The sequence below is a fragment of the Superficieibacter sp. genome (assembly GCF_032071645.1).
In the GTDB taxonomy this organism is placed as follows: Bacteria; Pseudomonadota; Gammaproteobacteria; order Enterobacterales; family Enterobacteriaceae; genus Superficieibacter.
Genome location: NZ_DAMAPU010000007.1, coordinates 107301 through 121846, shown reverse-complemented (window position 1 = coordinate 121846; position 14546 = coordinate 107301). Strand labels below are relative to the sequence as shown.

The 14546-nt window shown below is 57.2% G+C and carries 10 protein-coding genes; 9 read left to right on the top strand and 1 reads right to left on the bottom strand.

All coding sequences use genetic code 11. From position 1 onward, the window contains the following. Positions 1-170 precede the first annotated feature (170 nt). From polB to rluA, 3 genes are all read left to right on the top strand, one after another. Positions 171-2528 carry a DNA polymerase II gene (polB, locus tag RT197_RS14635; protein ID WP_312951805.1) on the top strand — a complete coding sequence of 786 codons (2358 nt, stop codon included), beginning with the start codon at positions 171-173 and terminating at the stop codon, positions 2526-2528. 130 nt (positions 2529-2658) lie between these two features. Continuing rightward, positions 2659-5565: an RNA polymerase-associated protein RapA gene (gene rapA, locus RT197_RS14630; protein ID WP_312951803.1), complete on the top strand. Its 2907-nt coding sequence runs from the start codon at positions 2659-2661 to the stop codon at positions 5563-5565. Between the two features lie 12 nt (positions 5566-5577). Further along, the gene (gene rluA / locus RT197_RS14625) at positions 5578-6237 is read left to right on the top strand and encodes a bifunctional tRNA pseudouridine(32) synthase/23S rRNA pseudouridine(746) synthase RluA (RefSeq protein ID WP_312951801.1); all 660 of its coding nucleotides are present in this window, start codon (positions 5578-5580) and stop codon (positions 6235-6237) included. A 508-nt stretch (positions 6238-6745) separates the two neighbouring features. Here rluA and djlA read toward each other — a convergent pair. Then, positions 6746-7564 (bottom strand): co-chaperone DjlA, encoded by an 819-nt coding sequence (djlA, locus tag RT197_RS14620; RefSeq protein ID WP_312951799.1) that lies wholly within the window; start codon positions 7562-7564, stop codon positions 6746-6748. Positions 7565-7748: 184 nt separating this feature from the next. Between djlA and lptD the strand changes: the two genes are divergently transcribed. Genes lptD through apaH form a run of 6 tightly spaced genes read left to right on the top strand, consistent with a single transcriptional unit; the run spans position 7749 to position 14478 of the window. Further along, positions 7749-10091 (top strand): LPS assembly protein LptD, encoded by a 2343-nt coding sequence (gene lptD, locus RT197_RS14615; RefSeq protein ID WP_312951798.1) that lies wholly within the window; start codon positions 7749-7751, stop codon positions 10089-10091. Positions 10092-10144: 53 nt separating this feature from the next. After that, the gene (gene surA / locus RT197_RS14610) at positions 10145-11437 is read left to right on the top strand and encodes a peptidylprolyl isomerase SurA (protein WP_312951796.1); all 1293 of its coding nucleotides are present in this window, start codon (positions 10145-10147) and stop codon (positions 11435-11437) included. Beyond that, complete coding sequence (pdxA, locus tag RT197_RS14605; RefSeq protein WP_312951795.1) at positions 11437-12426, top strand: 4-hydroxythreonine-4-phosphate dehydrogenase PdxA; 990 nt, start codon at positions 11437-11439, stop codon at positions 12424-12426. Before surA ends, pdxA begins: the two co-directional genes overlap by 1 nt. Further along, on the top strand, positions 12423-13244 hold the full coding sequence (gene rsmA / locus RT197_RS14600) for a 16S rRNA (adenine(1518)-N(6)/adenine(1519)-N(6))-dimethyltransferase RsmA (protein WP_312951794.1): 822 nt from the start codon (positions 12423-12425) through the stop codon (positions 13242-13244). The genes pdxA and rsmA overlap by 4 nt, the downstream gene beginning before the upstream one ends. A gap of 3 nt (positions 13245-13247) precedes the next feature. After that, the gene (apaG, locus tag RT197_RS14595; protein WP_312951792.1) at positions 13248-13625 is read left to right on the top strand and encodes a Co2+/Mg2+ efflux protein ApaG; all 378 of its coding nucleotides are present in this window, start codon (positions 13248-13250) and stop codon (positions 13623-13625) included. Between the two features lie 4 nt (positions 13626-13629). After that, positions 13630-14478, top strand: a complete 849-nt coding sequence (gene apaH / locus RT197_RS14590; protein WP_312951790.1) for a bis(5'-nucleosyl)-tetraphosphatase (symmetrical) ApaH — start codon at positions 13630-13632, stop codon at positions 14476-14478. The last annotated feature ends 68 nt before the right edge of the window (positions 14479-14546 follow it).

Below are 14546 nucleotides of genomic sequence, written 5' to 3'. Positions count from 1 at the left end.
ATCGCTCGTCGGGTATGCCCCGCCCGGTTGCCTTTTCTGCTGCGCGAGTCGTTTTACGACAGCGTCTGTCGCCTCTGGCGTTATATTCCCCGAATACCTGTACAAAAAGTCAGTATCGACCAGCTAACCAGGCTATAATAAGCGCTGATTTTAGCTGACGAGAAAACGGCGTGGCGCAGGCGCGAGAAGGCTTTATTTTAACCCGGCACTGGCGGGATACCCCGCAGGGTACGGAGGTCACATTCTGGCTGGCGACCGACGACGGCCCGCTGCACGTCACCCTGCCGCCGCAGGAATCCGTGGCTTTTATTCCCGCCGACCACGTTGCCCGCGCCAAACAAACCTTAAGCGGCGAAAACGGTTTTCGCCTGACGCCGCTGGAGCTGAAAGATTTTCACCGCCAGCCGGTTTACGGTCTTTACTGCCGTGCCCATCGTCAACTGATGAACTACGAAAAACGGCTGCGCGAGAACGGCGTGAAGGTGTACGAAGCAGACGTCCGCCCGCCGGAGCGCTTTTTGATGAAGCGCTTTATTACCGCGCCGGTCTGGTTCGACGGCGACGAGCGTAACGGCGCGCTAATCAACGCCCGCCTGAAGCCCAATCCCCACTATCGCCCGCCGCTGAAATGGGTGTCGCTGGATATCGAAACCACCCGCCACGGCGAGCTGTACTGCATTGGTCTTGAAGGCTGCGGGCAGCGGGTGGTGTACATGCTGGGGCCGCCCAACGGCGATGCTTCCTCCGTCGATTTTCAGCTTGAATACGTCGCCAGCCGTCCACTGCTGCTGGAAAAACTCAACGCCTGGTTTGCCGAGCATGACCCGGACGTGCTGATCGGCTGGAACGTGGTGCAGTTCGACCTGCGAATGCTGCAAAAACACGCCGAGCGCTACGGGGTGCCGCTGCGTCTGGGACGTGGCAACAGCGAGCTGGAGTGGCGCGAGCACGGCTTTAAAAACGGCGTATTTTTCGCGCAGGCGAACGGTCGGCTGATTATCGACGGCATTGACGCTCTCAAATCGGCGTTCTGGAATTTTTCCTCTTTTTCGCTGGAGTCCGTGTCACAGGAGCTGCTGGGTGAAGGCAAATCCATCGACAACCCCTGGGATCGGATGGACGAAATCAACCGCCGTTTTGCCGAAGATAAACCCGCGCTCGCCACCTATAACCTGAAAGACTGCGAGCTGGTCACGCGCATTTTCCACAAAACGGAAATTATGCCTTTCCTGCTGGAGCGCGCGACGGTCAACGGCCTGCCGGTGGATCGGCACGGTGGATCGGTCGCGGCCTTCAGCCATCTCTATTTTCCCCGAATGCACCGCGCGGGTTACGTCGCGCCTAATATGGGCGCGGTGCCGCCGCAGGCCAGCCCCGGTGGCTACGTAATGGACTCGCGGCCCGGTTTGTATGATTCGGTGCTGGTGCTGGATTACAAAAGCCTGTATCCGTCGATCATCCGCACGTTTCTTATCGATCCGGTCGGGCTGATTGAAGGTATGGCGCAGCCCGACCCGGCGCACAGCACTGAAGGTTTTCTTGACGCCTGGTTCTCGCGAGAAAAGCACTGCCTGCCAGAAATCGTCACCCAAATCTGGCACGGGCGCGATGAGGCAAAGCGCCACGGCAATAAGCCGCTTTCCCAGGCGTTGAAGATCATCATGAACGCGTTTTATGGCGTGCTGGGGACCAGCGCCTGCCGCTTCTTCGATCCCCGGCTGGCCTCGTCGATCACCATGCGCGGCCATGCGATCATGCGCCAGACCCAGGCGCTGATTGAAGCGCAGGGCTACGACGTTATTTACGGTGATACCGACTCCACGTTTGTCTGGCTGAAAAAGGCCCATTCTGAAGAAGACGCCGCGAAAATCGGTCGCCAACTGGTCAGCCATGTTAACGCCTGGTGGGTGCAGTCGTTGCAGCAGCAGGGATTGACCAGCGCGCTGGAGCTGGAATTTGAAACCCATTTTTGCCGCTTTCTGATGCCAACCATTCGCGGCGCAGATACCGGCAGCAAAAAACGCTACGCCGGATTGATTCAGGAAGGCGAGCAGCAGCGGATGGTCTTTAAGGGGCTGGAGACGGTGCGAACCGACTGGACGCCGCTGGCGCAGCAGTTTCAGCAGGCGCTGTATCTGCGCATTTTCCGCAACGAGCCGTATAAAGACTACGTGCGCGAAACCATCGAAAAACTGATGGCGGGCGAACTGGACGCACAGCTGGTGTATCGCAAAAGGCTGCGTCGGCCGCTGGCGGAATACCAGCGTAACGTCCCGCCACACGTGCGCGCGGCAAGGCTGGCGGACGAAGAAAACCTGCGGCTTGGTCGACCGGCGCAGTATCAGAATCGCGGGACCATTAAATACGTCTGGACCACCAACGGCCCGGAGCCGGTGGATTATCAGCGTTCACCGCTGGATTACGACCATTATCTGACCCGCCAACTGGAGCCGGTGGCCGAAGGGATACTCCCTTTCATGAATGATAACTTTGCTACACTAGTGACGGGGCAACTGGGACTGTTTTGACAGGTGACGAATCCGCTGCCATCCAGTACCATAGCGCCCTCTCCATCCCTGGACCCAATTCAGATCCCTGCCTCTTAGCCAGGCAGAGGTCAGTTATTGCCTGAAATTAAAGAAATAGAGCCGAACACATATGCCTTTTACACTTGGTCAACGCTGGATCAGCGACACCGAAAGCGAACTAGGACTTGGAACCGTCGTCGCGATGGATGCGCGCACTGTCACCCTGCTATTCCCGGCAACCGGTGAAAACCGTCTTTATGCACGCAGTGATTCCCCTGTGACCCGCGTCATGTTTAACCCCGGCGATACGGTGACCAGTCATGAAGGCTGGCAGTTACACATTGAAGATGTGAAAGAAGAAAACGGCCTGCTCGCCTATACCGGCACGCGCCTGGATACTGAAGAGACTGACGTGCTACTGCGAGAAGTGTTCCTCGACAGCAAACTGGTGTTCAGCAAGCCGCAGGACCGTCTGTTCGCCGGACAAATCGATCGGATGGACCGCTTTTCGCTGCGTTTTCGCGCGCGTAAATACCAGAGCGAACAGTACCGGATGCCGTGGAGCGGCCTGCGCGGACAGCGCACCAGCCTGATCCCGCACCAGCTTAACATTGCCCATGATGTGGGTCGTCGCCACGCGCCGCGCGTGCTGCTGGCGGACGAAGTGGGTCTCGGTAAAACCATTGAAGCCGGGATGATCCTGCATCAGCAGTTGCTGTCAGGTGCCGCCGAGCGCGTGCTGATCGTCGTCCCGGAAACCCTGCAACACCAGTGGCTGGTAGAAATGCTGCGCCGCTTTAACCTGCGCTTCGCCCTGTTTGACGACGAACGCTATGCCGAAGCGCAGCATGATGCCGATAATCCGTTTGAGACTGAACAACTGGTGATCTGCTCGCTGGACTTCGTGCGCCGTAATAAACAGCGCCTGGAGCATCTGTGCGAGGCCGAGTGGGATTTGCTGGTGGTCGATGAAGCGCATCATCTGGTGTGGAGCGAAGACGCGCCCAGCCGTGAATATGCCGCTATCGAAGAACTGGCAGGTCACGTCCCCGGCATACTGCTGCTGACCGCGACGCCGGAACAGCTCGGCATGGAGAGCCATTTTGCACGTCTGCGCCTGCTCGATCCCGACCGCTTCCACGATTTTGCCCAGTTTGTTGAAGAACAAAACAATTACCGTCCGGTCGCCGACGCCGTGGCGATGCTGCTGGCGGGCAATAAACTCAGCGACAACGAACTGAATATGCTGGGCGATCTGATCGGCGAGCAGGATATTGAACCGCTGCTCCAGGCCGCCAACAGCGACCGCGATGACGCGCAGTCTGCCCGTCAGGAACTGGTCGCCATGTTAATGGACCGCCACGGCACCAGTCGCGTGTTGTTCCGCAACACCCGTAACGGCGTGAAAGGCTTTCCGAAGCGTGAACTGCACACCATCAAGCTGCCGCTGCCGACCCAGTATCAGACGGCGATTAAAGTCTCGGGCATTATGGGCGCACGCAAAAGCGCGGAAGACCGCGCCCGCGACATGCTTTACCCGGAACAGATTTATCAGGAGTTTGAAGGCGATACCGGCACCTGGTGGAATTTTGACCCGCGCGTTGAATGGCTGATGGGCTACCTGACCGCTCACCGCTCGCAGAAAGTGCTGGTGATTTGCGCCAAAGCCACCACCGCGCTGCAACTGGAGCAGGTACTGCGCGAGCGTGAAGGCATTCGCGCCGCCGTGTTCCACGAGGGGATGTCGATCATCGAACGTGACCGCGCCGCCGCGTGGTTTGGCGAAGAAGACAGCGGTGCGCAGGTGCTGCTGTGCTCGGAAATCGGCTCGGAAGGGCGCAATTTCCAGTTTGCCAGCAACCTGGTGATGTTTGACCTGCCGTTTAACCCGGATCTGCTGGAGCAGCGCATTGGTCGTCTGGACCGCATCGGTCAGGCGCACGATATTCAGATCCACGTGCCTTATCTGGAAAAAACCGCGCAGTCAGTGCTGGTGCGTTGGTATCACGAAGGGCTGGACGCGTTTGAGCACACCTGCCCGACCGGACGCGCTATTTACGACACCGTTTATAACAGCCTGATTACCTATCTGGCGACGCCGGAAAACACCGACGGCTTTGACGATTTGATCAAATCCTGCCGCGAGCAGCATGACGCGCTGAAAGCGAAGCTGGAACAGGGGCGCGACCGCCTGCTGGAAATCCACTCTAACGGCGGCGAAAAAGCGCAGGCGTTGACTGAGAGTATTGAAGAGCAGGATGACGATACCAGTCTCATCGCCTTCGCCATGAACCTGTTCGATATCGTCGGCATTAACCAGGACGATCGCGGGGATAACCTGATTGTACTGACGCCTTCCGATCATATGCTGGTGCCGGATTTCCCTGGTCTGCCGGAAGACGGTTGCACCATCACCTTTGAACGTGACGTGGCGCTGTCGCGGGAAGACGCGCAGTTTATTACCTGGGAGCACCCGCTGATCCGCAACGGTCTGGATCTGATCCTCTCCGGCGATACCGGTAGCAGCACGATTTCTCTGCTGAAAAACAAGGCGCTGCCTGTCGGTACGCTACTGCTGGAACTGATTTACGTGGTCGAAGCGCAGGCCCCGAAACAGCTTCAGCTTAACCGCTTCCTGCCTGCCACACCGGTGCGGATGCTGCTCGATAAAAACGGCAATAACCTGGCGGCGCAGGTCGAGTTTGAGACCTTTAACCGCCAGCTTAGCGCGGTGAATCGTCATACCGGCAGCAAGCTGGTCAACGCCGTCCAGCAGGAGGTTCACGCCATTCTGCAACAGGGCGAAGCGCAGATCGAGAAAGCTGCCCGCGCGCTGATCGACGCGGCACGCCATGAAGCAGACGAAAAACTGTCGGCGGAGCTGTCGCGTCTGGAAGCGCTGAAGGCGGTCAACCCGAACATTCGTGAGGACGAGCTGGCCGCCATTGACAGCAATCGCCAGCAGGTGCTGGAAAGCCTGGCGCAGGCGGGCTGGCGTCTGGACGCGCTGCGTCTGATTGTCGTCACGCATCAGTAACGGAAACTAAAAATGGGGATGGAAAACTACAATCCGCCGCAGGAACCCTGGCTGGTCATTCTGTATCAGGATGAGCACATTATGGTGGTCAACAAGCCGAGCGGCCTGCTGTCCGTGCCGGGGCGTCTTGAAGAGCACAAAGACAGCGTGATGACGCGCATTCAGCGGGATTACCCGCAGGCGGAATCAGTGCATCGTCTGGATATGGCGACCAGCGGCGTGATTGTAGTGGCGCTGACCAAAGCCGCCGAGCGGGAACTAAAGCGCCAGTTCCGCGAGCGTGAACCGAAAAAGCAGTACGTTGCACGCATCTGGGGACATCCGGAAAAAGCGGAAGGACTGGTAGATTTGCCGCTGATTTGCGACTGGCCGAACCGGCCAAAACAGAAAGTCTGTTTTGAGACCGGGAAAGCGGCGCAAACGGAGTATGAGGTGGTGGACTACGCGGCGGATAACACCGCCCGCGTGGTGCTAAAGCCCATTACCGGGCGCTCGCATCAGCTGCGCGTCCATATGCTGGCACTGGGGCATCCGATTCTTGGGGATCGCTTCTATGCCACACCGGACGCGCTGGCAATGGCACCACGCCTGCAGCTCCATGCCGAAATGCTGACCATTACTCATCCGGCGTACGGAAATTCAATGACGTTTAAGGCTCCGGCTGATTTCTGAGGGCTTCCCCCCCTCTCCCCGGCCCTCTCCCTCGAGGGAGAGGGGGAAAAGCGTCACTGAACGTGACTATGACGCCGGACTGTTCCCTCACCCTCAAGGGAGAGGGGGAAAAGCGGCGTCGGGGAACAGGGGTAAACCTGTGCCACGGACAGTTCCCTCTCCTGGGAGAGAGGGTCAGGGAGAGGGCGAAAAAGCATCCCCATACCCACCTAATTTCACCAGACGCCCCCTCTCCCCGGCCCTCTCCCTCGAGGGAGAGGGGGAAAACCGTCACTGAACGTGACTACGACGCCGGACTGTTCCCTCTCCCTCAAGGGAGAGGGAGAAAAGCGGCGTCGGGGAACAGGGGTAAACCTGTGCCACGGACTGTTCCCTCTCCTGGGAGAGAGGGGGAAAAACGGCGTCGGGGAACAATGGTAAACCTGTGCCACGGACTGTTCCCTCTCCTGGGGGAGAGGGTCAGGGAGAGGGCGTTTACGCTCCCATGAGGAAGAGCGAGCCGCTCACCTTACTTAAACCCTTTCTGCTCTTTAATTAGCTCGTAGGCTTTCTGGATTTCCTGCGCTTTTTCCTTCGCCATCGCCATCATCTCCGGCGGCAGGCCTTTCGCCACCAGTTTGTCCGGGTGATGCTCGCTCATTAGCTTACGGTAAGCACGCTTGATGGTGGTGCCATCGTCGGTCGGCTTCACTCCCAGCACGTTGCAGGCGTCTTCCAGCGTCGGTCCGCGCTGCGCCTGCTGCCAGCCGCCGCCGGACTGCTGCTGGTGCTGATAACCTCCGCCAAACTGCGCGCCGCCCTGCATCATGCGCAAGAACTGCTCGAACTGAAGACGGGTGATGCCTAACTCCTCGGCAATTACGTACAGCACTTCGCGCTCGTTCGGATGCAGTTGCCCGTCAGCAAACGCGGCCTGGATCTGGATTTCCAGAAACATCCTAATCAAATCGGCACGACCAAAACAAATGCTGCGAAACCCACGCATTTTTTCGCGCAGCGGGTAGTTATCCGCTTTCCCCACCCGAAACGCCTGCTGGGCGGCGGTGCGCGAGTCGCCGTGGAGATTCATCCGATCCATAAACACGCTGGCAATCTGAATATCCGCCTCGGTGACGCGGCCCTTCGACTTGGTAAGATGCCCCATCACCTCAAACGTGGTGGCGAAAAACAGCGATTGTCGCTCCTGCTGATTGGCAAACCAGTTCATGCGGCGGCTGCGCGCTTTGTCAAACATATGGCCGATCAGCAGTCCGAGCACCGCGCCCCAAAAGCCGCCGCCCATAATTAATGCCATCGCCACACCGATCACTTTTCCCCAATACTGCATATACTCCCCAAATCGTCATGCCTGCGACTAAAATATGTTTTATCATACCCGTCATTCTATGCCGTGCCTAACACAAGGGCATGAAACGGGCAGGATTAAGACTAGCGCGATGGGGTTGAGTAAGTTAGTCTCTGACCGTTTGCTAGTCGCTACGCCACTGATGACGGAACAACAAATACAACGTATGAAAAAACGTATTCCCACCCTTCTGGCCACCATGATCGGCAGCGCCCTGTACAGTCAGCAGGGAATGGCCGCCGATCTCGCCTCGCAGTGTATGCTGGGCGTGCCGAGCTATAACCGTCCTCTGGTGCAGGGCGAGCCAAATGAATTGCCGGTCACCATCAACGCCGATCATGCCAAAGGGAATTATCCCGACAACGCTGCGTTTACCGGCAACGTGGATATCAATCAGGGCAACAGCCGCCTGCAGGCTGATGAAGTACAGCTTCATCAAAAAGAAGCGGCGGGCCAGCCGGAGCCGGTGCGTACCGTTGATGCTCTCGGCAACGTCCACTACGACGATAATCAGGTGATCCTCAAAGGGCCAAAAGGCTGGGCCAACCTGAATACCAAAGACACCAATATCTGGGAAGGCGACTATCAGATGGTGGGTCGTCAGGGACGCGGTAAAGCGGATCTGATGAAGCAGCGTGGCGAAAACCGCTACACCATTCTGGAAAACGGCACCTTTACTTCCTGTCTGCCAGGCTCAGACACCTGGAGCGTCGTGGGTAGCGAAGTGATCCATGACCGTGAAGAGCAGGTGGCGGAAATCTGGAACGCCCGCTTTAAGCTGGGTCCGGTTCCGGTCTTTTATAGTCCATACCTGCAACTGCCGGTGGGTGATAAACGCCGTTCGGGCTTCCTGATCCCCAATGCGAAGTACAGCAGCAAGAACTATTTTGAGTTCACCCTGCCGTACTACTGGAACATCGCGCCCAATATGGACGCCACCATCACGCCGCACTACATGCATCGTCGTGGCAACGTGATGTGGGAAAACGAATTCCGCTATCTGACCCAGGCGGGCGCGGGCCTGATGGAGCTGGACTATCTGCCGTCGGATGACGTCTATCAGGACGATCACGATAAAGAAGGCAGCCGCCATCGCTGGCTGTTCTTCTGGCAGCACGCCGGGGTGCTGGACCAGGTGTGGCGCTTTAACGTTGACTACACCAAGGTCAGCGACTCCAACTATTTTAACGACTTTGACAGCAAGTACGGTTCCAGTACCGACGGCTACGCCACGCAGAAATTCAGCGTCGGCTACGCAGTCGATAACTTCGACGCCACCGTATCGACCAAGCAGTTCCAGGTCTTCAGCGATCAGAACAACAGTAGCTACTCCGCTGAACCACAGCTCGACCTGAACTACTACCAGAACGACGTCGGCCCGTTTGATACCCGAATTTACGGCCAGGCCGTTCACTTCGTGAATACCGAAAGCAACCAGCCGGAAGCCACGCGTCTTCACCTGGAGCCGACCATCAACCTGCCGCTCTCTAACGGCTGGGGCAGCGTCAATACCGAAGCAAAACTGCTGGCAACGCACTATCAGCAGACCAATTTAGACACCTACAACAATAACAACACCACCCAACTGGACGACTCGGTGAATCGCGTAATGCCGCAGTTCAAAGTTGACGGCAAGATGGTTTTCGAGCGCGACATGCTGCTGGCGGATGGCTTTACCCAGACGCTGGAGCCGCGCGCGCAGTACCTGTATGTGCCATACCGTGACCAGAGCCATATCAATAACTATGACTCGTCGCTGCTGCAATCTGATTACACTGGCCTGTTCCGCGACCGTACCTACGGCGGCCTTGACCGCATCGCGTCAGCAAACCAGGTAACGACCGGCGTCACGTCTCGCGTTTATGATGAATCTGCCGTGGAACGTTTTAACGTTTCCGTAGGTCAAATCTACTACTTCACCGAATCACGCACCGGTGATGACAATATACAATGGGAAGAAGACGACAAAACCGGTTCGCTGGTCTGGGCCGGAGATACCTACTGGCGGATCTCCGACCGTTGGGGTCTGCGCGGCGGCGTCCAGTACGATACCCGTCTGGACAACATCGCCACCAGCAGCAGCACCATTGAATATCGTCGTGACGAAGACCGACTGTTACAGTTGAACTATCGTTACGCCAGCCCGGAATATATTCAGGCAACGCTGCCGTCTTATGCGAAGTCTGATGAGTACAAAGAAGGTATCTCCCAGGTCGGCGCGGTGGGCAGTTGGCCGCTGGCCGATCGCTGGTCATTCGTTGGCGCGTGGTACTTTGATACCAACGAGAAAAAAGCGGCTGACCAGATGGTGGGCGTGCAATACAGCTCCTGCTGTTATGCCATCCGCGTTGGTTACGAGCGGAAGCTTAACGGCTGGGAAGATAACAAAAGCGTGTACGACAATGTCATCGGCTTTAATATTGAACTGCGTGGCCTGAGCTCAAACTATGGTCTGGGCACACAGCAGATGCTGCGCTCGAACATTCTGCCTTATCATAGCTCTCTGTAATGCAGTTGTTTGAAAACGTAATCCGCATTGCGGTTAATTGAAATGGAAAATGTATGAAGAACTGGAAAACGCTGCTTCCTGCTTTCGCCCTCGCAATGGTGGTGAATTCAGGTTTCGCCGCCCCACAGGTTGTCGATAAGGTCGCCGCCGTCGTCAACAACGGCGTCGTGCTTGAAAGCGACGTCGATGGCCTGATGCAATCGGTAAAATTAAATGCGGGTCAGGCCGGACAGCAGCTTCCCGATGATGAAACGCTGCGTCATCAAATCCTTGAACGTTTGATCATGGACCAGATCGTCCTGCAAATGGGCCAGAAGATGGGGGTGAAAATCTCTGACGAACAGCTCGACGAGGCTATCGCCAACATCGCCAAACAGAACAACATGACGCTCGATCAAATGCGCAGCCGTCTGGCGTATGACGGTCTGGACTACAACACTTACCGTAGCCAGATCCGTAAAGAAATGACCATTTCTGAAGTGCGTAACAGCGAAGTGCGTCGTCGCGTCACCGTTCTGCCGCAGGAAGTGGACACCCTGGCGAAGCAGATTGGCAACCAGAACGATGCCAGTACCGAGATCAACCTGAGCCACATTCTGCTGCCGCTGCCGGAAAATCCGTCTTCCGACCAGGTAAAAGAAGCGCAGGACCAGGCCAATTCTATTGTTGAGCAGGCGCGTAACGGCGGCGACTTTGGCAAACTGGCGATCACCTACTCTGCCGATCAGCAGGCGTTACAGGGTGGTCAAATGGGCTGGGGCCGTATCCAGGAGCTGCCTTCACTGTTCGCGCAGGCGTTAGTCACCGCGAAAAAAGGTGACATCATTGGCCCCATCCGTTCCGGCGTTGGCTTCCATATTCTGAAAGTGAACGACATGCGCGGCCAGAGCCAGAATATCTCCGTGACCGAAGCCCATGCCCGTCACATTCTGCTGAAACCGTCGCCGATCATGACCGACGAGCAGGCCCGCGTGAAGCTGGAAGAAATCGCGGCTGATATTAAGAGCGGAAAAACCACCTTTGCTAACGCGGCGAAAGAGTTCTCGCAGGATCCCGGCTCGGCTAACCAGGGCGGCGATCTGGGTTGGGCAACGCCTAACATGTACGATCCGGCGTTCCGCGATGCGCTGATGAAACTCAGCAAAGGCCAGACCAGCGGACCGGTCCACTCTTCCTTTGGCTGGCACCTGATCGAACTGCTGGATACCCGCCAGGTTGATAAAACCGATGCGGCCCAGAAAGACAAAGCCTACCGTATGTTGATGAACCGCAAGCTCTCTGAAGAATCAGCGACCTGGATGCAGGAACAGCGTGCATCGGCTTATGTAAAAATCCTGAGCAACTAATGGCTTCTCTCCACCGCGTAATTATCACTCCCGGCGAACCTGCCGGGATTGGTCCTGATCTCGTTGTTCAGCTTGCCCAGCGCGACTGGCCGGTTGAACTGGTGGTTTGCGCAGATGCCACACTTCTCACAGACCGGGCAGCGATGCTCGGTCTTCCGCTTTCTCTGCTCCCCTGGTCTCCCTCGCAGCCTGCCCAACCGCAGCGCGCGGGAACGCTGACGCTACTACCCGTTTCCCTGCGCACGCCGACGGTCGCCGGGCAGCTTAGCGTGGAGAATGGGCATTACGTGGTAGAGACGCTGACACGCGCCTGCGACGGCTGTCTGAACGGTGAATTCGCCGCGCTGATCACCGGCCCGGTGCATAAAGGCGTGATCAACGATGCGGGCCTGCCGTTTACCGGCCACACCGAGTTTTTAGAACAGCGCTCCCACGCATCGAAAGTGGTGATGATGCTGGCGACCGAAGAGCTGCGCGTCGCGCTGGCAACAACTCACCTGCCGCTGCGCGCCATTGCGGACGCCATCACCCCGGCGCTGCTGCGCGAGGTCATCACCATTCTGCATGATGATTTACAGCGCAAATTCGGCATCGCTCAACCGCATGTGCTGGTTTGCGGCCTGAATCCCCACGCGGGCGAAGGCGGGCATATGGGAACCGAAGAGATCGACGTGCTGATCCCGGTACTGAACGAGATGCGCGCGCAGGGCATGAATTTGACCGGCCCCCTGCCCGCCGACACGCTTTTCCAGCCGAAATACCTCGATCATGCAGACGCCGTGCTGGCGATGTACCACGATCAGGGGCTCCCCGTGCTAAAATACCAGGGCTTTGGCCGTGGCGTGAACATCACCCTCGGTTTACCCTTTATTCGTACCTCCGTTGACCACGGCACCGCGCTTGAACTGGCGGGCCAGGGAAAAGCGGACGTCGGCAGTTTTATTACGGCGCTTAATCTCGCCATCAAAATGATTGTTAATACTAAATGAATAATCGAGTCCATCAGGGCCACTTAGCCCGTAAACGCTTCGGGCAGAACTTCCTCAACGATCAGTTTGTGATCGACAGCATTGTCTCGGCCATCAATCCGCAAAAGGGCCAGGCGATGGTCGAAATCGGTCCGGGCCTGGCGGCGCTGACCGAGCCGGTGGGTGAACGTCTGGATCAACTGACGGTTATCGAACTGGACCGCGATCTGGCCGCGCGCCTGCAAACGCACCCGTTTCTCGGCCCTAAGCTGACTATCTATCAGCAGGATGCGATGACCATGAACTTCGGCGAGCTGTCTGAAAAAATGGGGCAGCCGCTGCGCGTATTCGGCAACCTGCCGTACAACATCTCCACACCGCTGATGTTCCACCTTTTTACCTATACTAACGCCATTGCTGATATGCACTTCATGCTGCAAAAAGAGGTGGTTAATCGACTGGTTGCAGGGCCGAACAGTAAAGCGTATGGTCGTTTAAGCGTCATGGCGCAATATTACTGCCAGGTGATCCCGGTGCTTGAAGTGCCGCCGACGGCGTTTACGCCAGCACCGAAAGTAGATTCCGCCGTGGTGCGCCTGGTGCCGCATGTGGTCATGCCGCATCCGGTAAAAGATATTCGCGTACTGAGCCGTATTACGACGGAAGCCTTCAACCAGCGCCGTAAAACGATTCGCAACAGCCTTGGCAACGTCTTCAGCGTTGACGTGCTGAACGAACTGGGTGTTGACCCGGCCATGCGCGCAGAAAATATTTCGGTCGCACAATACTGCCAGCTCGCCAACTATCTGGCAGATCAAGCGCCCCCGAAGGAGAGTTAACCGATGATCGATTCGCCCCGAATTTGCGTACAGGTGCAGAGCGTCTATATTGAGGCGCAGTCTTCCGTAGAAGATGAGCGTTACGTTTTTGCCTACACGGTCACGATTCGCAATCTGGGGCGATATCCGGTTCAACTTCTGGGACGCTACTGGCTGATTACCAATGCGAACGGCCGTGAAACCGAAGTACAGGGTGAAGGAGTGGTCGGCGTTCAGCCCCACATCGCCCCTGGCGGTGAATATCAGTACACCAGCGGTGCCGTTCTTGAAACGCCGCTCGGCACGATGCAGGGCCACTATGACATGATCGATGAAGAAGGTAAGCCTTTCACCATCGACATCCCCGTTTTCCGTCTGGCAGTTTCAACTCTAATCCATTAAAAATATGTCTACATATCTGATTGGCGACATTCACGGTTGCTACGATGAACTGATCGCGTTGTTAGACCAGGTGGCGTTTACCCCTGAGCAGGATACGTTATGGTTAACCGGTGACCTGGTCGCGCGCGGCCCCGGCTCGCTGGAAGTGCTCCGCTACGTGAAATCACTTGGCGACAGCGTGCGCATTGTCCTCGGCAACCACGATCTCCACCTGCTGGCGGTGTTTGCGGGCATCAGTCGTAATAAACCGAAAGATCGCGTCACGCCGCTGCTGGAAGCACCGGATGCCGACGAATTGCTGAACTGGCTGCGTCGTCAGCCGCTGTTACAGGTTGATGAAGAGAAAAAACTGGTCATGGCCCACGCCGGGATCACCCCACAATGGGATCTGCCGACCGCCATCACCTGCGCGCGCGACGTCGAAGCGGTGCTCGCCAGCGACTCCTATCCCTTTTTCCTCGACGCCATGTACGGCGATATGCCAAACAACTGGTCAACAGAACTGACCGGGCTGGCGCGACTGCGCTTTATCACTAACGCCTTTACCCGTATGCGCTACTGCTTCCCGAACGGGCAACTGGATATGTACGCCAAAGAATCGCCGGAAAATGCCCCTGCCCCGCTGAAGCCGTGGTTTGCGATTCCGGGGCCGGTCAGCGAAGCGTACAGCATTGTTTTCGGGCACTGGGCCTCGCTGGAAGGCAAAGGAACGCCTGAAGGCATTTACGCGCTGGATACCGGCTGCTGCTGGGGCGGAGATTTAACCTGCCTGCGCTGGGAAGATAAGCAGTATTTTGTGCAGCCGTCGAACCGGCAGATGGATTTGGGCGAAGGCGAAGCGGCGGCGTCGTAGCTGAAAACCGGCGAATATGGCGCACGTACCGAAGCATCACTGTTAACAATTATTCATTCTCCCGGCGA